Raw genomic sequence first — 24,229 nt, forward strand, 5'->3', positions numbered from 1 at the left:
CTATGATTAATCAATCTCTTTTCCTAAAGAAAGTTTCAGTATTAGTTTTGGCAATCAGCGTCGCTGCTTGTGGCGGTCAAAATAACAGTGCCACTGATGCCGCCGTTTCTAGAGTAGGACAACTAGATTTTGGTGGCAATATACGATTAACTGGATCTGGTGCCTCTTTCCCAGCACCACTTTACCAGACTTGGTTTCAAAGCTTAAATAGACAAAATAAAAATCTGCAGATTAGTTATCAGTCAACTGGTAGCGGCGCTGGAGTCGAACAATTTACACAAGGCATCGTAGATTTTGGTGCCAGTGACGTGGCAATGACAGATAAAGAAATCCAAAAGGTGCCAAAGGACAGGGGTGTACTAATGTTACCCATGACCGCTGGTAAAATTGTGTTGAGTTACAATCTGCCAGGTGTTGAACAGTTAAAGCTATCACGGCAAAATTATACTGATATCTTCCTGGGCAACATTAAGTCTTGGAACGACCCAAAAATTGCTGCTACAAACCCTGGCGTTAACCTCCCCAACCAACCAATCATACCTGTATCTCGTTCCGATGGTAGCGGTACGACAGGCGTATTTACCAAACACCTCAGTACAGTAAGCCCGGAATGGAAAAGCAAAGTTGGTGAAGGTAAAACTGTCAATTGGCCTGTAGGAGTAGGTGCCAAGGGCAACGAAGGTGTTACCTCTCAAGTTCAACAAACTCAAGGTGCAATTGGTTACGTAGAGTATGGCTACGCCAAACAGAACAATCTTAAATTTGCTGTTTTGGAAAATAAATCAGGTAATTTTGTTGAAGCTAACGAGAAATCAGGAGCCAAAACCTTAGAAGCAGTAACTCTACCAGCTAATCTCCGCGCCTTTATTGAAGATCCAGAAGGAGCTGAATCCTATCCGATTGTTAGCTATAGCTGGATGTTAATGAATAAAAAATATCCCGATCCAGCAAAAGCAAAAGCAATCGAAGCGATGATTGAATATGGCGTAACTGAAGGTCAGAAGATAGCTCCCGAATTGGGATACGTTCCTCTACCCCAGAACGTAGTTCAAAAAGTGGCAGCAGCAGCAGATGGAATTAGTCCAGATTTCCAAATGGCAGTCGGTACAAATAACGATCCTAGCGCCAGCAAATAGCTGATCGCATCAACCAAGCTAAATAGAAGTAGGAGATTTGCAATCATGAGCGCACAAGAACTTGTTGCTACTGCTGAAGCGATGGTTGCTCCGGGGAAAGGGATCTTGGCGATGGATGAGAGCAACGGTACCTGCAACAAACGTTTTGAGGCACTGGGTATCGCACCGACTGAAGAAAATCGCCGGGCTTATCGGGAGCTAATCTTAACGGCTCCAGGATTGGGTGAATATATCAGTGGAGTTATTCTTTATGACGAGACAATCCGTCAAGCCAAAAAAAATGGAACTTCGTTTGTAAAAGTAATCACTGATGCAGGAATTATCCCTGGTATTAAAGTTGACACTGGCGCCAAAGACTTAGCAAATCATCCACAAGAAAAGGTGACTGAAGGACTAGACGGATTGCGATCGCGTATTGCCGAATACTATGAGATGGGTGCGCGTTTTGCTAAATGGCGTGCTGTCATCACTATCGGCGAGAAGATTCCGAGTCGCGGTTGTATTGAGGCGAATGCACACGCTTTAGCACGCTATGCAGCACTTTGTCAAGAAGGAGGACTTGTACCGATTGTTGAGCCGGAAGTCTTGATGGATGGTGACCACACAATTGAGCGTTGCTACGAGGTGACAGAAGAAGTTCTGCATACTGTCTTCAATCAACTGTATGTGCAGCGGGTTGTTTTAGAACAAATCATCCTCAAACCCAGCATGGTAATTTCTGGTAAGGATTGCTCCAAGCAAGCTAATGTTGCTGAAGTAGCACAAGCCACTGTGGATTGTCTGTTGAGAGCAGTGCCTGCTGCTGTACAGGGTGTAGCATTTCTCTCCGGTGGTCAGAGCAATGAAGTAGCATCTGCACACTTGCATGAGATGAATGCTCGCTTCGGCTCAATTCTACCCTGGCCAGTGACATTCTCTTATGCTCGTGCAATCCAGCAGCCGGCACTGGAGTTGTGGAAAGGGGATAACGCTAACGTACAGACAGCGCAAAAAGCTTTACTGCATAGAGCTAAGTGCAACAGCGCTGCTAGAAATGGCAAGTATAGCCCGGAAATGGAAAAATTAGCAGAACCAGCGATCGCTGGTTTTAGAGGTTCAAAGTCACCATTGTCTAGCCAGGACTAAGTACTTTGTAAACACAGAAGTCCCAAACTGACTAGTAGAGAAGAAAAAATGACTTCTTTAAATATCTCAACAAATATTCGTACATTTGCTACTACTCCCTTCTCTGACCAAAAGCCTGGAACCTCTGGGCTGCGTAAAGCAGTTAGTGTTTTTCAACAACCTCATTACTTAGAAAACTTTATCCAATCTATCTTCGATACAGTAGGAGACTTGCAAGGACAGACTTTAATTTTGGGTGGTGATGGTCGTTATTACAATCGCCAAGCCATTCAAACCATTCTCAAAATGGCAGCAGCAAATGGAATGGGCAGAATTAAAGTTGGTCAAAAGGGAATTTTGTCCACTCCTGCAACTTCCTGCATTATTCGCAAGTATCAAGCAATGGGTGGCATTATTTTATCTGCCAGCCATAATCCGGGTGGTATTAAAGGAGATTTTGGTGTCAAATACAATATAGGTAATGGAGGCCCTGCACCAGAAAAAATTACAGAGGCGATCTACGCCCGCAGCAAAACAATAGATCGATATCAAATCCTGGATGCACCAGATGTGGATCTGGAAAACTTAGGTGAATCTCGGCTGGGAGAAATGGTAGTAGAAGTCATTGACTCCGTACAGGATTATGAAAAGTTAATGGAGTCACTATTTGACTTTGATCGCATTCACCAACTTTTAACATCTGGAAACTTCCGGATCTGCATAGATTCAATGCATGCTGTGACTGGGCCATATGCTCATGCTTTATTTGAGCGGCGTTTAGGCGCACCCACAGGCAGCGTGCGTAACGGTAAACCTTTAGAAGACTTTGGGGGCGGACATCCCGATCCGAATTTGGTGTATGCCCATGAATTAGTTGATCTCCTTTATGGAGAGAATGCACCTGACTTTGGTGCTGCTTCTGATGGGGATGGCGATCGCAACATGATTTTGGGGCGCAAGTTTTTTGTTTCTCCTAGCGACAGCCTAGCAATCCTAGCTGCCAACGCTACCTTAGTTCCAGGATATCAAGCTGGTCTAGCAGGAGTGGCACGCTCGATGCCCACCAGTCAAGCTGTAGACCGAGTAGCGGCGCAACTTGGCATTGACTGCTACGAGACACCTACTGGCTGGAAATTTTTCGGTAATTTATTAGACGCAGGTAAAGCCACTCTTTGCGGTGAAGAAAGTTTTGGTACTGGCTCCAACCATATTCGAGAAAAAGACGGACTTTGGGCAGTGCTGTTTTGGCTGAATATCTTGGCAGTGCGGCAACAATCTGTAGAGGAGATTGTTCGGGAACACTGGCAGAACTATGGACGCAACTACTATTCTCGCCACGATTACGAAGAAGTAGATGCCGAGCGAGCCAATGCTTTAATGGAGCGACTGCGATCGCAAATACCAAATCTGAAAGGAAAACAGTTTGGTAAGTATGAGGCTGAGTATAGCGATGACTTTAGCTACACTGACCCAGTAGATGGAAGTATTAGTCAAAAACAAGGTATTCGGATTGGATTTACTGATGGTTCCCGCATTATCTTCCGTTTATCTGGTACTGGTACCCACGGTGCAACTGTGCGAATTTATCTGGAATATTATGAGCCGGATGCTGCCAAACAAGACTTAGAACCGCAGCAAGCCCTAGCAAATTTAATTGCGATCGCTGATGAAATAGCTCAGATTCGCACCTTAATAGGTAGAGACAAACCGACTGTTATTACCTAATTGCTTCTCACAGCTAATGGTAAATAAAAACTTACATAAAATCTAAAATCGAGGAACACATGAACCCACCAGTAGAAACTTTACAGCAGACAATCAAGGTAGAAGATGATCGCACTGGTTTAAGTTTAGAAACTCTGAAGCGAGCAATAGCTGATAATCTTTTTTACATCCAAGGTAAATATCCTGCCATTGCGACAAAAAATGATTTTTACATGGCACTGGCATATACAGTACGCGATCGCCTTCTGCAACGCTGGCTCAATACTACTGAAACTTACTTAAAAAGTAAAGTAAAAGTAGTTTGCTATCTCTCCGCAGAATTCCTGATGGGGCCACACCTAAGTAACAACTTGGTAAACTTGGGAATTTACGATCAAGTGCGTAGAGCAGTTGAGGAATCCGGTTTAGATTTTGTCGAATTACGCGAACAGGAAGAAGAACCGGGCTTGGGTAATGGAGGCTTAGGGCGTCTTGCTGCCTGTTATCTGGACTCGCTTGCTAGCTTAGAAATTCCAGCGATTGGCTACGGTATTCGCTACGAATTTGGTATTTTCGATCAAGAAATTCGCGATGGTTGGCAAATCGAAATCACTGATAAATGGCTACGCTATGGCAACCCCTGGGAGATTGAGCGTCCAGAAGCAAGTATAGATGTAAAATTTGGCGGTTATACCCAAGCCTATAACGACGAGAATGGTCACTATCGAGTTCGTTGGATTCCCGATATAATTGTCAAGGGTGTTCCTTACGATACACCAATCCTTGGATATAAAGTCAATACTGCCAATACTTTACGTTTGTGGAAAGCTGAAGCTCCCGAATCATTTGAATTTGAGGCGTTTAATGTTGGCGACTACTATGGTGCGGTCAACGAAAAAGTGGTTGCAGAAAACATTACTAAAGTTCTCTATCCAAATGACGAGCCAATTCAAGGTAAACAACTACGTCTGCAACAACAGTACTTTTTTGTTTCTTGTTCCCTGCAAGATATGATCCGCTTGCACTTGCAGAGACAGGATAGTTTAGATAACTTCCACGAGTCGTTTGCCGTCCAACTCAATGACACTCACCCTGCTATTGGTGTTGCTGAATTAATGCGGTTGTTGGTGGATAAGCATCAAATGGATTGGGATCGAGCTTGGCAGATTACCCAAAATACTTTTGCTTATACCAACCATACATTGTTGCCTGAAGCTTTAGAAAAGTGGCCTCTCAGCCTATTTGGTAGACTTCTACCCAGGCATCTACAAATTATCTATGAAATCAATCAACGTTTCCTCGGTCAAGTTCGGGCTAAATATCCCGACGATCACCAGCGCATTGCCAGGCTCTCACTAATTGATGAAAGTGGCGAAAAGTATATCCGTATGGCACACTTAGCTAGTGTTGGCTCTCATGCCATCAATGGTGTTGCTGCACTGCACACAAAGTTACTTCAGCAGGATGTGCTTCGGGATTTTTATGAATTGTGGCCTGAAAAGTTCAGTAATAAGACTAATGGTGTGACACCACGCCGCTGGATAGTAGTGAGTAATCCTAAACTGGCTGAACTAATTAATCGCAAAATTGGGACAAACTGGATAAAACATCTAGAGGAACTAAAGCAACTAGAAGCTTTTGTTGAGGATGCTGAGTTTAGGCAACAATGGCGGCAGATTAAGCAGGATATCAAGCGCGATTTGGCAGAGTACGTCAAGAAAAATCATGCAATTGACATCAATCCTCAATCGCTGTTTGATGTTCAAGTAAAGCGCATTCACGAGTACAAGCGCCAGCACCTAAATGTGCTGTATATTATCACGCTCTACAATCAGATTAAGCAAAATCCGAACATCGACGTTGTACCTCGCACCTTCATCTTTGGTGGTAAAGCTGCTCCTGGCTATTTCATGGCCAAGTTAATTATTAAACTCATCAACTCCGTAGCTCAGGTAGTTAATAACGATCCTGATGTACGCGATCGCCTCAAGGTGGTTTTCCTGCCAGACTATAATGTTAGATTTGGTCAGCGAGTCTATCCTGCTGCTGATTTGTCGGAGCAAATCTCTACTGCTGGCAAAGAAGCTTCTGGCACTGGCAACATGAAATTCTCAATGAATGGGGCATTGACAATTGGCACGCTTGATGGAGCCAATATCGAAATTCGCGAAGAGGTGGGATCTGAGAATTTCTTCTTGTTTGGTTTGACAACACCAGAAGTATATGCGTTGAAAGCCGAAGGCTACAATCCTTGGGATTACTATCATGCTAATTCGCAACTGAAAACAGTAATTGATTTGATTAGTTCAGGATTTTTCTCTCATGGCGATACGAATTTATTCCGACCGTTGGTAGATTCGTTACTTTACCACGATCAGTATATGCTGTTTGCTGATTACCAGTCTTATGTAGACTGTCAGGAACAGGTAAATCAGGCTTACCGCGACGAGGAAAAATGGACACGAATGTCAATTCTCAATGCTGTACGGATGGGTAAGTTCTCTTCCGATCGCGCAATTCGGGAATATTGCCAAGAAATTTGGAACGCCCAGCCAGTTAATGTAGAAATGCAAGAGTACGTACAGCCAAAACCAGACATGGGAAAAGAAGCACAATCTGTAACTTCTCAAGCTTCTCAAGCGTGGTTAGGAGCTAAGGCCTAGTAAGTATAAGGCAGGAGGCAGAAGACAATTAGGACAAGGGGACAAGGATTTGAGAGAGGTGAGGAAGCAATCGAGTAAATTCTTCCCTATCTCCTTCATCTTCCCCATCTCGTCCTCTTCTGTACGCAGTTTATAAAGGTTACTTGATAACTGTTAACTGTTTACTGATTTAACTAAGATGATATGAGCCTAAAATTATACCTACTCAGACACGGGGAAACTATTTACAGTCGTACAGGTGGTTATTGCGGTATACTAGATCCGGATTTAACCCCAGAAGGACATTTGATGGCTCAGGCGTTTGCCGAGACTTATAGCAAACTACCCTGGGAAGCTGTTTATGTTAGTCCGATGAAACGCACGATCGCCACCGTCAAGCCGTTGTGTGATGCAATTGGGATGGAAATGCAATTGCGGGATGGGCTAAAAGAAATTAACTATGGTAAATGGGAAGACAAAACCGTAGATTATGTAAAAGAACACTACAGTGAGGATTATGTTCGGTGGTTGACAGAACCTGCTTGGAACCCTCCAACTGATGGAGAAACTGCTGTTCAAATTGCCAGCCGCGCATCAACAGTGATTGCCGAGATAGAGGAAAAATATACCACAGGTAATGTTTTAGTGGTGTCGCATAAAGCAACTTTACGGATTATTTTGTGTAGCTTGTTGGGTATAGATCTAGGACGATACCGCGATCGCATTAATGCTTTGGCTGCCTCTGTCAGCGTTGTTAAGTTTGACTTACATGGCCCATTATTAGAGGTATTGGGCGATCGCTACCATTTGCCTGAAGAACTGCGTGCCTTAACAGGAACTTAGATTTAGGCGTTGTCTTTGGTAAACAAAATGAATATCTTAGTTTTAAATGCAGGCTCAAGCAGTCAAAAAAGCTGCCTATATGCACTTAAACATCATGTCCTACCATCACAACCACCTGAACCTCTGTGGGAAGGGCAAATTGACTGGACGCATCAGCAAGGTGTGGCAGAACTGAAGGTAAAAACAGCTACTGGAGTTGTGCTCAAAGATGAGCTACGTTCGGTTTCGCGAGTTAACTCAACCTTAAAGATGCTCGAAACACTATGGAGTGGGGAAACACAGGTATTAGAAAAACCGCAAGCAATTAATATTGTAGGTCATCGAGTCGTGCATGGAGGTGAAAAGTTTCGCTCCAGTACACTAGTGACACCTGAGGTGAAAGCAGCGATCGCTGACTTAAGCGATTTAGCTCCTGCTCACAATCCTGCTAACTTGGAAGGAATGGAAGTAGTTGAGCAAATTCTCGGCACTGAATTACCCCAAGTTGCAGTGTTTGACACGGCATTTCACACACAAATGCCTCTTGCTGCGGCTGCCTATCCTGGGCCGTATAAATGGTTAGAAAAAGGTATCCGTCGCTACGGGTTTCACGGAATTAGTCACCAGTACTGTGCTCAACGAGCAGCACAACTTTTAGGGCGAGAACTGAAGCAGTTGCGTCTGATTACCTGTCACTTAGGTAACGGTTGTTCTCTAGCTGCCATTCGCAATGGATACAGTGTTGATACCACAATGGGGTTCACGCCTCTAGAGGGCTTGATGATGGGTACTCGCTCTGGCTCTGTTGATCCTGGTATTTTAATTTACCTGATGCGACAGGATAATTACACTGCTGACGAGTTAGATCAAGTACTGAACAAAGCCTCTGGTTTGCAGGGAATATCTGGTATATCTGCGGATATGCGGCAAATTATGACGGCTCTAACAGAAGGCAATTCACGCGCCCGACTAGCTCTGGAGATTTACGTTCATCGTCTCCGCTCTGGTATTGGTGCAATGCTTGCCAGTTTGGGGGGGTTAGATGCCTTAATTTTTACCGCAGGGATTGGAGAGAATTCTTCAGATGTTCGGGTTGCTGCCTGTGAAAGTTTTGAATTTTTGGGGTTGAAACTCGATCCCCAAAAAAATACACGCTCACCTGAAGATAGAGATATTGCCACAGCTAATTCAAAAGTGCGAGTTTTGGTGATTCATACCCAAGAAGACTGGGCGATCGCTCAAGAATGTTGGCATTTATTGCGTAGTAATTGAGTGGTGCGGATTTCAAAGCTTGGTTAAACATCATTGCTGGTTCTTTGGCGATTAGTCAGGGCTAGCTTTTTACTTATCTTGTGGCTTGGCAAGAGTGATGGGATGAGCTAAGGATAACGTACTAAACCCTTAAAAAGGATGCGTTACGCTGTTGCTAACACATCCTACGTATATTTTCAAAAATCAAACCAGATTCCTATGTATGGCAATCCTATTTGAGAATTTTGTAGAGAAGTGATGTGTCCCTTTTCTACACAGCCTGTATTGATATCAAATTTTTTGTGAAATAGTATCCTCGACATAATTTTCAAAATTTAGGGGTCTTTTTGTTCAAGAATGATTCACAATAGCGATATAAAATTCATGACAATTACTGAAGAATAGTTGAAAGTTTTACGCTACCCTGCTACTAACCTTAAATTAAAAATAGAGAATGACAAACAAAGATGATTTTTTGTATACATACCGTCCTTATCATGGTGAAGTTAAACCAGAGAATATGGCATTTAATGCAAATTTACAAGAATTTGCACAGCGAATTAGCTATATCTGTGGTTTAGAAACCAACGGCAAAATAGATTCGGATCAGGCATATCAACAAATCAAAGATATCTGGAAAGGGCTAAAACGCTCTAAAGAACAGCTAGGAATTGGCAAGGAGCAAGGACACCCTCCAGAGGAATCATAGATTCTTAGCTGATTTCTCTATACTTAGTGTCTATTTTCTATGTCAACCAAGCTAGAATACTATCTTTACTCTCTGTCAAACCCTTATAAATAAGCGATTCTGATGTCATTGACTGGATAGCAGAAACTAACTTTGAGCGCAACTGTGGATCTTTTTTGATTGCACTGCAATCTCGAAAGTAAGTGCGGATAGTAAACAGCGCCGCCTGGTATTCTGGTAACCCCCAAACGACTTGACGTTCAATTCGCAAATAGAGCTGGGGATTATAAGGATCAAAGTTTCTACCCTGCCACTGCTGAATTGGTATATTCGTTGGTGATTTGGGGTGATGGTTCAGGCGAGTATCTGTACTCAAACCCCAAGCAAAGCGCACCATTGGTTTGTGAGTAATCATTGTGTTGACGATCGCATCTGCCCGCCGATTGATTTTTTCCATCCCTGCCACGGGTGTATGTATGGCATTGAAATTTTTACCAATTTTATCTTCAGCAGACCAGTGATTGGGATAGCAAAGATGAACTGCACTCAGCCAGTTACTACCGTTAGCAGCGCGACAGATTACTGTCATATCTTCCTGTATCTGTGTGGCGAGAGCGTCAAGGATTGAGGCATAAGGTGGAAAGATTGGTTTTCCATTTGTTTGAAAGGACAATAACTGCCAATTCCCATCTAGGTAGAAAGTTTCTCCACTCAGACGGCTATGCAATGTAATTTTGCTATGGGCTTGCTGTTCGACTTGAAAATGATGTGGATGTTCTTTGGTAAGACGATGAATAATGAAACGAGCGATCGCGCTGGCTACATCAGTGGAATAATTACAAGTTTGGTAGTATTTACCCAAAGATTCGGCACGAGCTGACAACTTCACTTCACGATAATCAGCAAAATTATCATCAATTTGAAATACTTGGCGATCGGCAACACCGTTACCTAAGTCAGAACCAAAAGCAATTAAACCTGGTTTAACTTCATAGCGTCCGTTATCAAGCGGAAAATAGGAAGCACAGTTGCTAGATGCTTCTGTTGTTGCCACTTCCTGCCACACAGTATTTAAAGAAGAGGTTTGGATATAAGTCTTGTGCATAATTAACTTGGGAATGGCTAGTTACCCATCACAAGTAAGTAGATATGATTGATTCTTGATTGAGTTAAACGAAGTTAGGTTTAAATCTTCAATAATTAATGAGCTAATTTCTTCAGATTATTTAAATACTTAAACACCAATATATAGTAATTAACTTAGATAAAGATTTATTTTATTACAACTATTTTTATTTATTTTTGATGACATTCACGCTCATCAGTTGCTTTAGTAATAGAGTATTTTAAAACAACATATGTTAATAAAAATCTATTAAACTTACTTATTGCAGATTTACTTATACCTTTAGATAGATGATAAGTAATTGATTTGCATTGCTGAATAAACTTAAATATATCTTAAAAAAAGCCTGTCACAAGCAGGCTAGAGCAACTATTTGATTCATTTAGCCATAAAGATGGGCTTTGTAACCTACGTGTAGCCCCAAGCTTGAGCTGAAGGGTGAATAGGAATTGTGTGTATACCGTAGCCTAAGTGATGAGATATGATCAGAAAGCTTGGTAGGTATTGGCTTTGGTTGAACTGTTGAACTAATGATAGAGCGATCGCACCAGTTGAAGTTTTAATTTCTTCACTTTAGGTACAGGCGGTTCCAGTGAAATTGCAAGTCCGGATAAAAACCGCGATGAGTAGATCTATAAAATTTATTACTTGTATAACTAATTACTAACTTTTCTGCTTGATGTGAAGTATATTGTATGACTAATCTCTAAAGGTTTGTAATTATGTTTTTATTCGTTTATGCAGAGTATTCTCAGAGATAAAAAAGTAATAATTACTAGGCTTTGTAAATCAGCAATATTTCATAGATCAAAGCTTTAGAAAAATTAAACCACCACCTAAAAGCTTATCTATATTGGCTTGTATGGAAAGGGTGGTAATAGCAGCGATCGCCATTGCAAGTCTATTGATTTCAGCACATTTCTGGTACTTCTGTTGTGCAAAAAACTGACATATTAACATCCCAATCTACCCCTCCAGTTCAAGAAGCTGAAGCAATTGCTAGGCTTGATGCTCAGTCTTTAGCTTGGCGCGGTACACCGATTAGCCCTAGCCAACTTAAAATCGCCAAAACTCCTTATACTGCTCCTGGTGTGGGAACGTTAACACTAGAAGAAATGGCGATCGCTCATCAGGCTTGGTTGTATTTTGAGCGCAACTGGAACAATGAAACAGGCTTAACTAATTCCATTGATGGATTAAGTTCTGTAACGATTTGGGATCAAGCAGTGGCTATTGCTGCATTAGTTAGTGCAAAAGAACTCAACATTTTATCTGCATCAGAGTTTGAAGTAAAGATATGCAAGACGTTGCAAACTCTGGCATCGCTACCTTTATACAAAGAAGAGCTGCCTCACAAGATTTACAACACAAAAACTCTTGTACCTATTAATTATGGTCAACTAGACAAGGGTAATAAAATAGGGTGGTCAGCTTTAGATTTGGGAAGGATAGCAATTTGGCTAAAAATTGTTGGAGTAAAATATCCCCAACTGCAAGCGCAGACAGAAGCTGTTTGGAAGCATTGGCGAGTTAAGCGTCTCACCAACAATGGACAAATCTATGGTACCAGCATAGTCCAAAATAAAGAAGAATATAGCCAAGAAGGTCGTTTGGGCTATGAGAATTATGCTGCTTACGGTCTAAAATTGTGGGGTCTGTATGTTAACCAAGCCTTGGATTATCAATCCCACACTGCCTTTATCAATATTTATGGGCAGGGAGTACCCTATGATCGGCGCAACTACAAAAATTCAGGAGCCAATAACTACGTTTTAAGCGAACCCTATATTCTGGATGGAATTGAAACAGGTTTTCAAGCTTTGCCTAAAGCTTATGCAGACAGGGTTTTAGCTGCTCAAGAAGCTCGCTATCAGGCAACAAAACAATTAACTGCTGTTACCGAAGACTATTTAGATCGTCCTCCCTACTTTGTTTACAATAGCTTGTTTGCGAATGAAGAACCCTGGGCTACCATTACAGATAGTGGACAAAAATACAATCATTTGCGGTTTCTCAGTGCTAAGGCAGCTATCGGTTGGCACGTACTTTACAATACTCCTTACACCCGCCAGTTATGCGATTTTGTTCAAGTGAATCTTGAATCTAGTAATGGCTGGTACAACGGCTTCTATGAATCTCTGCATCAGCCGAACAAAGCCTTAACAGCCAATAATAATGGTGTAATCCTCGAAAGTCTTCTCTATAAACAGGTTGGCAAGCCACTAACGGTGTGGGCAGGAGTACATACATCACATTATTCTTGCAATCAGCCCTATCAATAATAATTGAAAGGTACTATTGATCGGGGATTAGGGATTGGGCAATTAAATTTTGGATTTTGGATTGGAATTTAATCTAGAATCTAAAATTCCTAGTGCCCTGTCACCTGTCCCCTATCCCCTATTTATTCCTGCGTATCTACTCTAAATTAGATCATAATTATTCGCAAAAAAAGAGATAATAATTTTATGGTGAAAAATGAGGAAGTTGTTTGTAAATAGCAACTATACCGGAGGTGCATATGAGCCGTCTTTTATACGAGTATTCCTTGTCATACAGAGGATATCTCATCATCCCCTTTGTTTTTGGCAAAGCGAATAATTACGACATTTATTCGTATAAATTACTATCAGAAATTGGCTATCAAAGCCACTTTCACAAAGCAGAAAATCCAGCGGAAATCTATGGCAGCAGCATCAGTAATATCCTTGAGATAGCCAAAGAACATCTTGACAACAACCTAGAATTTACCAGCGAAAGTGATTATTTTCAACATCGCTACGTTTATCGCAATAATTTAATTATTGTGTATCAAGAAGGTGGTAAATATTTTTACGATCATTACCCTCCAGACTCATTGAATAATATCGCAGCACCTAAAATATTCACATCAGAATTTGAATGTTTAAATTGGATCAAGCAAGGACTTAATGGATTGCATGTGCGGCGTAGATAGACATTCGATAGGCAAGTTGATTGCTCGTGCGATCGCCCTCAGGTAAATAACTATTTTTTGATGTGTGCCACCTGTATAATGCAGGTGGTTTTGATTATTTGCAAATCACTTACGGTAACCAAAAATCAGGCAAGATAGATTTACCGACATGACGCGCCGCAAGATTTACAGTTCTTGCTAACTGAATATGAGGTTCATCTACTTCTACTGGTAAAATGTTAGCTAACTGTCCTTGTCTTAAATAAGAAATTGCTAAATTTGCTGCTTCCAATCCTGTAACGTAAGCTTTTTCTTGCGACCAAGAACCGTGGCGATTTATAATCCAATCACCACTCATAAATACATTCTTAAAACAAGTTCTTGCTGGCAACATATAGCGATAGCTACCAGGAGCAAAGTGAGTTACTGCCTGTGGTAAACGAATAACACTCCTATCAATTACTTTTGCTGTTTGGAATTGAGGTATACAATGTGCTAAATAACGTTGCACAATTGGTACAATTTCTGTATCTTCTAGAGAAATAAATTGGTTGGCGTGATAAAAATCGACTTCAACAACTGTTCCTGGTTCATTTTTATATTCATCATGTAATGCATTCAAATCAAAAAATGTCCATCCGGTAGTTTCATCAAAGCCAAAGCAAGCATTAGAAGGACGAGGAATATTTATTTTGCGGTCAAACCATAAACGAGTTGCTAAAACATCAATAGCTCCTAAATTAGTAACATTGCGGAACTGCTCACGACTTTGAAAATTGACACTACTGGAAATAATTTTCTTCATGCCAGTGATGCCAACAGCAAAAATTACTGCATCAGCATCAAACACTTCATCATTGCAAACCACTCCTGTTGCCTGATTATTACTATCCACAATTACATCGGTAACTCGTTTGTTAGCGAGTAATTTTCCTCCTGCTTTTTCTATACGTTCTACCCAAGGGCGAAAGATTTTTTCACCAATAGTGCCGCGACACCACACTACATCAAAATCGGGTTGATGCGCCAGAATAAAGAAGTACAGCATTCCCAAAGTTGCGGCAGCAGAACATTGTTCGCCTGGAGCAAATAAACCAACTAATAGCATTGGTTCAAAAGATTCTCGGTAAAGACGTGCAGACACACCAAAATCTTTGAACAATTCACGGGCAGTGACAAAATCGTAACGCCGCCAAGCCTGATCGGAGTTATCAAAATCAACTACGGCATAAAGTAAAGGTAAGGCACTCAGGCGATCAATTAATGGTAGTCTTTTGAAATATGTATAAACAAAAGTACCCAAAGGAGTCGGAAGACGCGGTAAATCTTGAAAAATGGGAGACTCAACTTCCAAACCAGCGGGTGAATATTGTGAGGAACGAGTCCAATTTGTAAAGGGGTTAATTCCTAATTCATTAATTAGAGAGAAAATATTTCTGTAAGGATACCAATAGCCGTGAATGCCTGCTTCCACAGCGCGCCCCCCTGCTGTTCTCCAACCAGCTACTAGCCCACCAGGATAAGAGCCGGCTTCGAGAAGTGTCACATCGTAACCTTGTTTTGCCAAGTGGTAGGTTGCGCCTAAACCAGCCCAACCCGCACCGACAACTACTACTTTTTTACGCTGTGACGATTCTGCCATTGTAATCTCCGATTTTCTGGTCTACTCAAAAATTTATAAATAACAAGGTTGGTAATTAAGTAAGTCAGAAAAATTCAACGTATGTGAATAAATATAAATTAGCCCACGGCTAAAGCACCCTCAATTTCAGATGGTGCGTTGCGCTTGGCGGCAACACACCCTGCATAGATATTTCTTAACTTAGTTTACTAGTTCCCAATCCCTAACTTTTGCAATCTTTTATTTAGTTTTTACTGTTACTATTGCTGACATTCCAGGAGTAATCCGGGATTCATAACCCTGAATGCTATTAGGATCAAACACAATTTTAACTGGAATTTCTTGCAGATCAATGTTGCCAATGGCATTATCTGGAAGACGTTCCTCGGAAGAAATATCTTCTGGAGGAAAGGCAAACATACTAGAAGTAGGGTACATACTGTCTACCTTGCCTTGGAATGTCCGACTGTGGAAGGCTGGAATTTTTATGTTCACATTTTGCCCCGGTTGTATTTTTTCTAGCTGTGTTTCTTGAAAATTAGCAATAATCCAAGGATTGGGCTGCACGATTGTGAAAAGAGTTTGCCCTGGTTCTACCCGCTGCCCAACTTGAATGTTTTTGTTACCAATTTTTCCATCAACTAAGGCAGTTATGTTGGTATAGGATAGCTGGAGTTCAGCTTTTTTAAGATCCGCTTGCTTTTGAGCGATCGCCGCCTGCGCTATTTTATATTGTTGTTGGTTTAGCTCTCTTTGCTGGCTGATAGCTTGTAACTGCGAGAGATTATTTTTGACTGCGGGTTGTTTTGTTTTAGTATTTCTATTCGTGGGATTTGCTGGTAGCGGTTCTGATACTTGTAAGACAAGAGGATTATTCGCGGCATTTTTGATTTTTTCTTGTGCCAAATTCGCTTGCTGTTTGGCTAATTCTAACGATGCTTTTGCCTGAGCCAAAGATATTTGATAGTCACGGGGATCGAGTTTTACCAATACCGTACCAGGAGACACAACTTGGTTATCACTGACTGCAACTTCGGTAACTATCCCTGATATTCGAGATGTGACGGGATGAATATCTGCCGTGACGTAGGCATGATCAGTTTGTAAATTATTTTGGGTATACTGCCAGCGGCGGTAAGCGTAAATTCCCGAAGCGATCGCTCCTGCACCTAATAAGACTCCCAATACCACTACAGGTAGCAAACGCTTAGAAAATGGCGAAACTTTTTTTGTGGTGCCACTACCGGAATCACTAAGAGTGATAGCTGTCATCACCTCTTGCTCCAAAACTGGAGTTTTTTGTTCCTCCAATCCTGCGACTTGCTGGGTGTTTTGTGAAGAATTTAGGCGTTCCATCACGATTTTTTTTAGGCGTCGATTGAGGATTTTTGGGGTAAAACGGATTACTGAATAAATTCTTCAATATATCAATATTGATAATTTGGCAGTAGTAATTCCTATTTGTTCCCTATTTGTATTCAACTACAGATAATCCACCAATTTTTGCCTTACTCATTAAGTTATTTTGAAGAACACCTCTGTCAATCCTAGTTTCAAGAGAGTTGAACAGGCTTAAAGCCTGGCTGGTATTACGCCAGACGTGCCAAAGCTAAGTCGCGAATTAGTGGAATTCTAGAACTCAAGTAAGTACTGATTGTGTTAGTTTCTTCACTAGTAAGCCAAGTTTTATTTTTAAGCTGCCACAGTAACTGTTGAATAAGTTCTGCATCTGCAACTTGAACAAGAGTACTAGTCTGAGTTTCCTCAACTACAGTCCATAGCAGACGTAATATAGAAGCGTTCACAGTATGTACCTCCACTGCAACTGCTGGTCGTTTGGATCTCAGCATTGAAGTTCTACTGAAACCTAAAGAAAATCTTAAAGCGATGCCATTTTAGAATTCCTTGATATTTACAAAGATTTATAAGAATTTAGTAATTTAGATAGAAATCTAAATATAACTTCAACTGTTTGCTATGATGGGTTTCGCGTACTGGGGATTGGGAAGAGGACACGGGGAATTGTGAATCAGGTTCTCTCCGTGTTGTCCCCCAATCCCTAGCCCCTAATTTCTAGCCCCATGATCGGGTAGGCGATCGTACAGTAGCCATTGTCCATTAAGTAGTTGCTTTCGATAGCCACAGTTAAATATACAGCGCTTGTGATTTTGATGATGTAATTTGGCACATTTAACAGCATTTCTGCCCATTAATCGCACGTAGATTTCAGCGGCAGAAAGCATACCAAGAAATGGTGCAGTGAAATATACCCAAATAGCTGTAAATATATACGCTGGAATGGCCGAGGCTAAAGTCCGGGCTGGGTTCATGCTCATGCCAGAAAAAGGGGCTTCTACGGTGATATAAGTTGCAATTAGAACACCAGCTATAATTCCGGTATATCTTGCCCACTTACGATTGTTAGAGACAAACAATACCATCAGCATCATTCCGAAAGAAATGATGATTTCTGCGATGAACGCAACTATAACACCAGCTGCACCTGGAGTAGTGACAACATAATTAACTGTAGAATGAACAATAGCCATTCCTAACAATCTCGCTGCTACAACCAAACCCAGCAATCCTCCTATAAATTGCGCCAGGATATAAAAAAAGGCATCCCAAGGTTGAACTTTACCCAGACGAAAGAAGGTGAGGGTAATAGCGGGGTTGAGATGTGCTCCCGATTGTTTACCCCAAGGAGAATAAACGATCGCAATCACTGTTATTCCCATTGCTATACCAATTAAGGCACGTCGCAGCAATGGATCGGATATTGCTTGCCGGATGGGCGAAATAGGATGTTGCAGGAGTGTCGTGAATACAGCCGCAGCAATCATGAGTATTCCCAACCCCGCAGCCTCCATGAGGTACTCAGGATAGTGACGGCAAAAAGTTCTCATCATAGATTACTGCTCGTGGTAATTCCACAGCAAACCACCATCTACAAAGAAAGTGGTACCTGTAATGTAGTCTGCGTCAGAAGATGCGAGGAAAGCAACTAAAGAAGCTACATCCTGTGGTTGACCTAAGCAACCAAGAGGGATATTCTCAAGCAATGCTCCTAGTTTTTGCGGATCGTTGAGCAGTTTAGTGTTAATTGGTGTTTCAATTGCTCCGGGTGCAACATTGTTAACTGTGATACCTAACGGCCCTAATTCTACAGCTAGGTTACGCGTCAACATTTTCATGCCACCTTTGCTGACACAGTAAGCAGTGAAATTAGGAAATGGTAATTCTTCATGCACTGAACTGATATTGATAATTTTGCCACGGCGCTGAGTAGCAATTAAGTGTTTTACTATTTCTTGAGTAGCAAAAAATGCTCCTTTGATGTTGACGTTCATGACAGCATCGTAATCTTCTTCAGTAATTTTCCAGAAAGGAGAGTGTCTTTCAAGACCAGCATTATTGACTAAAATATCTAGTTTGCCGAAGTATTGAATACTCTCATTAATCATTTGGCGAACATCGCTGACATTGCCTAAATCTGCTTTAATAATGTAACCCTGAGATTTTGGACACTGAGCCATGTAACAGTTGCCACCAGCAGTCTGTACCTTTGCTAGAGTTTCCTCAGCACCTTCGGGATGAGAGCGATAGTCAATAACAATATTGGCTCCTTCAGCAGCGAGACGTACAGCAATAGCTTGCCCGATTCCTTGACTGCTACCTGTAACTAAGGCGACTTTTCCTTCCAGCTTCACAAGCTTTCTCCTTATGAGTAATTTTAAATACACTTAAATAGATGGACATAATTAAATATCAAATGTCATTTTCTATACAGTAGATATAACCAATCTTTTGCGATCTACCTCTGCCTTTAATTAGTTTTGATTTAAGTTGATTTTTGCTTGTAGGGCTGATCGTGAGATGATGATTCGCTAAAAAGTTCAGCTTAAAAAGCTGATATTTGAAATAGAAATTTTTTAGGTTATTCTCAGTAAAACCTCATCTAGTGTTGATGCTAAAGTCAGGGCAGTAGTTTGCCCTTACTATGGAGATAAACATGGAACCCAAATGGCTAGAATGGGCGAAACAACTACAAGCGATCGCTCAAAATGGTCTAACTTTTTCTGAAAATGCCTTTGATATCGAGCGCTTCAAAGCAGTACAGGCGATCGCTGCGGAAATTTTGGTAACCCACACCAACGCCGAACTCAGTTACATCCTTGATTTATTTACTCGTGATGTTGGATATGCCACTCCTAAAGTAGATGTGCGCGGTGCAGTGTTTCGCGATGATCAAATCTTACTTGTCAAGGAACGATCTGACGGTTGTTGGACTTTACCTGGTGGGTGGGCTGATATTGGTACCTCGCCGAGTGAAGCAGTTATCAAAGAAATTTATGAAGAATCGGGTTATTATAGCCGTGCTGTCAAACTTGTTGCTGTCTATGACAGAGATAGACAAGGACATCCACCTTTTCCACATTACATATACAAGCTATTTTTTCAGTGCGAACTCCTTGGTGGTTCCCCATCTCCCAGTATTGAGACAGAAGCAGTGGGATTTTTTCCTGAGGATGAAATTCCCGAATTGTCTGTTGGGCGTGTAACAGCAGCCCAAATCACCAGACTTTTTCAGCATTATCGCCATCCAGAGTTATCGACTGATTTTGATTAGGCAATCATCGCTCGCTATGTGTTCAATTTTTCCAGAGATTTATCCATATCAAAAATAAACTTAGTATACTTATAAACTCATGTTGAGCAATAAGTCTAAATAATTAGAATGCTTTAACATGGAAAAACAAAATCATCATGGGGAGAAGCGATCGCCATGACTTTTATTGTTGCCAAATGGACAACTGACGAATATCATCGCATGATTGCTGCTGGAATTTTGTGCGATCGTAAAGTTGAATTGCTCAAAGAAGAAATTGTCGAAATGTCTCCAGAAGGAGAACCCCATGCTTATTGTAGTGATGAAGCTGGTGAGTATTTAAGCGAGTTGTTGGGTAAAGGTGCCAAAATTCGCCAAGCCAAGCCTATTACTTTGCCCAATGATTCAGAACCTGAGCCAGATATAGCCATTGTCCAACGTTTAGGACGTGATTACCGAGAGCATCACCCCTACCCAGAAAATATTTTCTGGCTGATTGAGTATGCTGACTCCAGTTTAGAGAAAGATTTAGAGAGAAAAAGCAAAATCTACGCCGAAGCAGGTATCCCAGAATATTGGGTTGTAAATCTCAAAAACTTGCATTTGGTGGTGTTTCGAGAACCCTTAGACGGAGACTACGCTACCAAATTTACATTGACTACAGGAACAATTCAACCCCTTGCATTTCCTGATATTTCTGTTTCGGTAGAGAGAATTATCAACAAGTAATGCCACTAGGAAATGCAGCACAGACACAGCGCTGGATTCCAAACTGGAGCGTCTAGGTTACATTTAAGATTCCGTTCCAAACTATACGATCGCTTTTAGTCTTGATAATATAAAATTTTTTACATCTAGAACAATGCAATCGATTCTCACCTACACAATAGAATTGGTAGCGATCGCCTTTATACTGCTTTTAGCTCTCGATTTGTTTGCTACAGTTTCGACTTTGTTACAAGCAGTACAACCAGTAGGAATTTACTACCAACGCTTAACACTTGATAATGTTCCAAATAGACTCGATTACTTGGCGCTAATTCTGACATTGGCTGAACGAGACTCGGCAAATGGTGGGTACTGAAGAGGGGAGATGGGGAGACAAGGGGAAAAACTTTCTCCGTGTCCCCGCATCTCCATTTCCTGTTTGCCCCAATCCCCTTTACCATTGGATTAGGTACAGCAGGTGAGTCCAATGCTTGCATCAATCAAAACGCTTTTTGTGTCAGTTGTGGACTATGCTGGGCTTTTTCCGCCAGCCAAGCTCGACTTAGAACAAGCGATGGCAAATTATGCTGGCTACCAATCAACTGCCTATGCTTGGATGTTAGGACGTTTTGTCTTACCAGCATCTCGCTTGAGCAAATTTACAGAACTACTACCAAAATTTCCAACTCAACAGCAGTGGAAGCTGAGTGTAATTCTCTCACAGGATATAGAGCCAGATATTGAAAAAATGCGATCGCTCGACAAAAATAATGCGATCGCTGTTACATCCTTAGAAATCCCTCCACTGCCACCAACAGAAATTAAAAAAGTACTTTCTCATCTTCCTGAGGGAGTGGATTCATACTTTGAAATTCCTTTTCACAGTGAGATACAGGCATATATAGCTGTTTTACAGCATACTGGTGCATCAGCAAAAATTCGTACTGGTGGTGTTACAGTTGATGCTTTTCCTAGCATCAGCCAACTGTATGAGTGTATGCTTGCGTTTGCTAAAGCTCCGATCCCATTTAAAGCAACCGCAGGATTGCACCATCCATTACTAGGCAAACATCCATTAACCAACGAACCAGACAGCCCCGTTGCGGAAATGCACGGTTTTTTAAATGTTGCACTTGTGGCAGCACTTATTTATCAACAAAAAATAACACCAGAAGAAGCGCTAGAGTTCTTGAAAGAATCATCCCCTGAAGCTTTACAAATTACAGCAGACAGCATCTGTTGGCAAAATTACCAACTAAAGTTAGTAGAAATAGAACAAACCAGGCAGAAATTCTTTCGTTCCTTCGGTTCTTGCTCATTTGATCAGCCAATAGACGATCTCAAGAAACTTAAACTATTAAGTTAATCAGCCCTGCTGCCTTTTAACCATGAAATTATGACTCCTACAACTAATGCCACTCACGATCCCAATTTACGTAGCTGGGTAGAATCAGCAAATCACAAAGATACAGATTTTCCGATTCAAAATCTACCTTTTGGTGTGTTTCGCCCTCTAGGTAGCGCTGAACCCGCACGTATTGGAGTTGCAATTGGAGATCAAATTCTAGATTTATCTAAGTGTTACCAAGCAGGGCTACTTCAGGAACTGCCTGATCAACTACAAGCAGCGTGTACAGCGTCTAACTTAAATTTATTGATGTCAGCGGGAAGTGAATCTGGATCGATTTTGCGTCGTCATTTGAGCGAGTTGTTGCGATCGGATAGACAACAGCCTGCCTCGGCAACAGAAATTCTCATACCCATGTCTAGCGCGGAACTACTACTACCAGCTATTATTGGTGATTATACTGATTTTTATGCCTCAATTTTTCACGCTACAAACGTAGGTAAGTTATTTAGACCAGATAATCCCTTGCTGCCCAACTACAAATACGTACCCATCGGCTATCATGGACGTGCCTCTTCCATTGTATCTAGCGGCACTGCCATCAAGCGTCCTCAAGGGCAGAGAAAGAAGCCTGAAGATTCTGCTCCTATTTTCAGCCCCTCTGTCATGCTGGATTATGAGTTAGAAGTTGGATTTTTCGTAGGTGTGGGAAATGAACTCGGACAGCCTATACCTATAGATAGAGCAGAAGAACATATATTTGGACTATGTTTGGTAAATGATTGGTCAGGACGAGATATCCAAGCGTGGGAATATCAACCTCTTGGCCCTTTTTTATCTAAGAGTTTCGCGACGACAATTTCTCCTTGGGTAGTAACCTTGGAGTCTTTAGCACCATTCCGCTGTCAGGCTTTTGTGCGTGGCGAAGCAGATCCCCAACCGCTACCCTATCTCTCGTCACCACTTGATACCAGTTTAGGTGGTATTGACATTACGCTCGAAGTGTGCATCCTTACAGCCCAGATGCGCGAAGCAAAGATGCACCCCTTTCGCTTGAGCCGTGGTTCTTTTGGGCAGATGTATTGGACATTAGCACAGATGCTTACTCACCACTCTAGCAATGGTTGTAATTTGCGTTCTGGGGATTTAATCGCTAGTGGTACAGTCTCCGGTGCAGAGGAGGGTTCACAAGGTTGCTTACTCGAAATCACTCAGCGTGGTTCTAAGGCTGTGATGCTACCAACAGGTGAATCGAGAAGTTTTTTGGCTGATGGAGACGAGGTGATCCTGCGGGGATACTGTCAAAAAGAAGGTTATGCCAGAGTGGGTTTTGGAGAATGTCGAGGTACAATTTTACCCACCTAATACTGTTCCAACAGGTTGAACTTCTCTCGCGCAACCAATATGTGCTAACAACAGTGAGACATCATTGTACTTTACCCCCATTAGTGCCCATTGAAGTTCAAGAGTTCCCACCCAAAAACGCGCACGGTCAATTAGATGCCGTAACATTGGATAATCACTTGCCATACGCCACACGATATTTTCACCGTAATTGCCTAGTTGGGTGGCGATATCGCAAGCTGGATCGCCCAAGCCTGAAACACCGAAATCAATAATGCCGCTAATATTTTGTAATTCAGGATCAAAGAGGATGTGATATACAGGCAGATCGCCGTGAATAAGTACAGGTGTGTAACTTAGATCGAGTTCGCCTGATACCACAGGTGCAAACATCTCATGTATCCAAGTCTGCTGGTGACGCCAAAGGTAAGGAAACAGAGTTTCTTGAACTTCTGCGTACAACTGCAACCAATCTTCACGCGATCGCGCTGCACCAGAGGAAGATACTCCAGCTGTGGCTAAAACTTGAGTTGGGATGCTGTGCAATTGTTGATGATATGTTGCAAGTTGAGAGATAACGCGGGCTTGTACAGTTTCGCTTAATTTGAGCAGAGTATTGCGGGAAAGCGGTTCACCTTTAAGATATCGATAAGTAACAAAGTCTGTTTCCAAGTGTTCAAAGCGGGGAACGGGTAAATCAATATAGCGTTGCACCACTTCCAAGACTTTAGCTTCATGGGAAAGGATTTCTTTTCCCCAATCTTCTTTAACAAAGCGACAGACTAGCTCATGGTTAACCACTACCACATCATTAACCATACCATCTTGAATGAAATCCAGATGGTCAAAGGAAATATTATTGTAAACAGCACGAATTTTATCCAGATAAGAGGAAGGAATATTATTCACAGCAACTCCTAAGGCGATGACAGCAAACAGACAATCAGAATTGTTCGGACATTTTGCCCGACTGAAGCGATGTAACTGATGTGGGTGTTTGTTCTACCAACGCAACACTGTTATAAAACTCCCTTAGAATATCGTTAGAAATAAGTGTAATAGTGACGTACCCAACGCTGATGAAAGCATACAGCGTGAGCTTCTCAATGACTCTTCTATGAAGACATGAATTGAGCTTTAAGACCGTGCGCCCCACGGTTGTTTATGTTGATAGCAGCGTTCAAATCCCTA

22 protein-coding genes are annotated in these 24,229 nt (G+C 41.7%); 14 read left to right on the forward strand and 8 right to left on the reverse strand.

Annotation, left to right across the window (positions count from 1 at the left end; genetic code table 11):
* Window positions 1–2: 2 nt before the first annotated feature.
* The 7 genes from pstS to U2718_RS18755 all read left to right on the forward strand — a co-directional run bounded on the left by pstS (window position 3) and on the right by U2718_RS18755 (window position 9,368).
* Entirely contained in the window at window positions 3–1,136 is a 1,134-nt protein-coding gene (pstS, locus tag U2718_RS18725; RefSeq protein ID WP_342000185.1) for a phosphate ABC transporter substrate-binding protein PstS, read from the forward strand.
* 45 nt (window positions 1,137–1,181) lie between these two features.
* Window positions 1,182–2,261 carry a class I fructose-bisphosphate aldolase gene (locus U2718_RS18730; RefSeq protein ID WP_342000186.1) on the forward strand — a complete coding sequence of 360 codons (1,080 nt, stop codon included), beginning with the start codon at window positions 1,182–1,184 and terminating at the stop codon, window positions 2,259–2,261.
* Window positions 2,262–2,309: 48 nt separating this feature from the next.
* A complete protein-coding gene (locus U2718_RS18735; protein ID WP_342000188.1) occupies window positions 2,310–3,965 on the forward strand; it encodes an alpha-D-glucose phosphate-specific phosphoglucomutase in 1,656 nt (551 codons plus the stop codon).
* 59 nt (window positions 3,966–4,024) lie between these two features.
* The gene (locus U2718_RS18740; RefSeq protein ID WP_342000189.1) at window positions 4,025–6,607 is read left to right on the forward strand and encodes a glycogen/starch/alpha-glucan phosphorylase; all 2,583 of its coding nucleotides are present in this window, start codon (window positions 4,025–4,027) and stop codon (window positions 6,605–6,607) included.
* A gap of 183 nt (window positions 6,608–6,790) precedes the next feature.
* Window positions 6,791–7,429: a histidine phosphatase family protein gene (locus tag U2718_RS18745; protein WP_342000190.1), complete on the forward strand. Its 639-nt coding sequence runs from the start codon at window positions 6,791–6,793 to the stop codon at window positions 7,427–7,429.
* A gap of 27 nt (window positions 7,430–7,456) precedes the next feature.
* On the forward strand, window positions 7,457–8,680 hold the full coding sequence (locus tag U2718_RS18750; protein ID WP_342000192.1) for an acetate kinase: 1,224 nt from the start codon (window positions 7,457–7,459) through the stop codon (window positions 8,678–8,680).
* Window positions 8,681–9,113: 433 nt separating this feature from the next.
* A complete protein-coding gene (locus U2718_RS18755) occupies window positions 9,114–9,368 on the forward strand; it encodes a hypothetical protein (protein WP_342000193.1) in 255 nt (84 codons plus the stop codon).
* 37 nt (window positions 9,369–9,405) lie between these two features.
* On the opposite strand, the gene U2718_RS18760 is transcribed toward U2718_RS18755, so the two are convergent.
* On the reverse strand, window positions 9,406–10,452 hold the full coding sequence (locus tag U2718_RS18760; protein WP_342000195.1) for a DUF3445 domain-containing protein: 1,047 nt from the start codon (window positions 10,450–10,452) through the stop codon (window positions 9,406–9,408).
* An 828-nt stretch (window positions 10,453–11,280) separates the two neighbouring features.
* The gene (locus U2718_RS18765; RefSeq protein ID WP_411813325.1) at window positions 11,281–11,433 is read right to left on the reverse strand and encodes a hypothetical protein; all 153 of its coding nucleotides are present in this window, start codon (window positions 11,431–11,433) and stop codon (window positions 11,281–11,283) included.
* Between U2718_RS18765 and U2718_RS18770 the strand changes: the two genes are divergently transcribed.
* Complete coding sequence (locus U2718_RS18770; RefSeq protein ID WP_342000196.1) at window positions 11,409–12,755, forward strand: DUF3131 domain-containing protein; 1,347 nt, start codon at window positions 11,409–11,411, stop codon at window positions 12,753–12,755. The genes U2718_RS18765 and U2718_RS18770 overlap by 25 nt on opposite strands.
* A 239-nt stretch (window positions 12,756–12,994) precedes the next feature.
* Window positions 12,995–13,429 carry a hypothetical protein gene (locus U2718_RS18775; protein ID WP_342000197.1) on the forward strand — a complete coding sequence of 145 codons (435 nt, stop codon included), beginning with the start codon at window positions 12,995–12,997 and terminating at the stop codon, window positions 13,427–13,429.
* A gap of 109 nt (window positions 13,430–13,538) precedes the next feature.
* On the opposite strand, the gene U2718_RS18780 is transcribed toward U2718_RS18775, so the two are convergent.
* The 5 genes from U2718_RS18780 to U2718_RS18800 form a co-directional block, all read right to left on the reverse strand.
* On the reverse strand, window positions 13,539–15,050 hold the full coding sequence (locus U2718_RS18780) for an FAD-dependent oxidoreductase (protein ID WP_342000198.1): 1,512 nt from the start codon (window positions 15,048–15,050) through the stop codon (window positions 13,539–13,541).
* 219 nt (window positions 15,051–15,269) lie between these two features.
* Entirely contained in the window at window positions 15,270–16,385 is a 1,116-nt protein-coding gene (locus U2718_RS18785) for an HlyD family secretion protein (RefSeq protein ID WP_342000255.1), read from the reverse strand.
* Window positions 16,386–16,618: 233 nt separating this feature from the next.
* On the reverse strand, window positions 16,619–16,879 hold the full coding sequence (locus tag U2718_RS18790; protein WP_342000199.1) for a hypothetical protein: 261 nt from the start codon (window positions 16,877–16,879) through the stop codon (window positions 16,619–16,621).
* Window positions 16,880–17,095: 216 nt separating this feature from the next.
* Window positions 17,096–17,938 (reverse strand): MIP/aquaporin family protein, encoded by an 843-nt coding sequence (locus U2718_RS18795; RefSeq protein ID WP_342000200.1) that lies wholly within the window; start codon window positions 17,936–17,938, stop codon window positions 17,096–17,098.
* Window positions 17,939–17,941: 3 nt separating this feature from the next.
* Complete coding sequence (locus U2718_RS18800) at window positions 17,942–18,739, reverse strand: glucose 1-dehydrogenase (RefSeq protein WP_342000201.1); 798 nt, start codon at window positions 18,737–18,739, stop codon at window positions 17,942–17,944.
* 302 nt (window positions 18,740–19,041) lie between these two features.
* On the opposite strand from U2718_RS18800, the gene U2718_RS18805 reads away from it, so the two are divergent.
* The 5 genes from U2718_RS18805 (at window position 19,042) to fahA (ending at window position 23,059) form a co-directional block, all read left to right on the forward strand.
* Window positions 19,042–19,659 carry an NUDIX hydrolase gene (locus tag U2718_RS18805; RefSeq protein ID WP_342000202.1) on the forward strand — a complete coding sequence of 206 codons (618 nt, stop codon included), beginning with the start codon at window positions 19,042–19,044 and terminating at the stop codon, window positions 19,657–19,659.
* 156 nt (window positions 19,660–19,815) lie between these two features.
* Entirely contained in the window at window positions 19,816–20,367 is a 552-nt protein-coding gene (locus tag U2718_RS18810) for a Uma2 family endonuclease (protein WP_342000203.1), read from the forward strand.
* Window positions 20,368–20,500: 133 nt separating this feature from the next.
* Window positions 20,501–20,722, forward strand: a complete 222-nt coding sequence (locus tag U2718_RS18815; protein WP_342000204.1) for a hypothetical protein — start codon at window positions 20,501–20,503, stop codon at window positions 20,720–20,722.
* A 111-nt stretch (window positions 20,723–20,833) separates the two neighbouring features.
* The gene (locus U2718_RS18820; protein ID WP_342000205.1) at window positions 20,834–21,712 is read left to right on the forward strand and encodes a hypothetical protein; all 879 of its coding nucleotides are present in this window, start codon (window positions 20,834–20,836) and stop codon (window positions 21,710–21,712) included.
* A gap of 30 nt (window positions 21,713–21,742) precedes the next feature.
* Complete coding sequence (gene fahA, locus U2718_RS18825; RefSeq protein ID WP_342000206.1) at window positions 21,743–23,059, forward strand: fumarylacetoacetase; 1,317 nt, start codon at window positions 21,743–21,745, stop codon at window positions 23,057–23,059.
* Here the strand turns inward: fahA and U2718_RS18830 are convergent.
* Window positions 23,048–23,947, reverse strand: a complete 900-nt coding sequence (locus tag U2718_RS18830) for a phosphotransferase family protein (RefSeq protein WP_342000208.1) — start codon at window positions 23,945–23,947, stop codon at window positions 23,048–23,050. The genes fahA and U2718_RS18830 overlap by 12 nt on opposite strands.
* Window positions 23,948–24,229: the final 282 nt, after the last annotated feature.

The organism is Chlorogloeopsis sp. ULAP02 (genome assembly GCF_038404745.2).
Classification (GTDB): Bacteria; Cyanobacteriota; Cyanobacteriia; order Cyanobacteriales; family Nostocaceae; genus Chlorogloeopsis.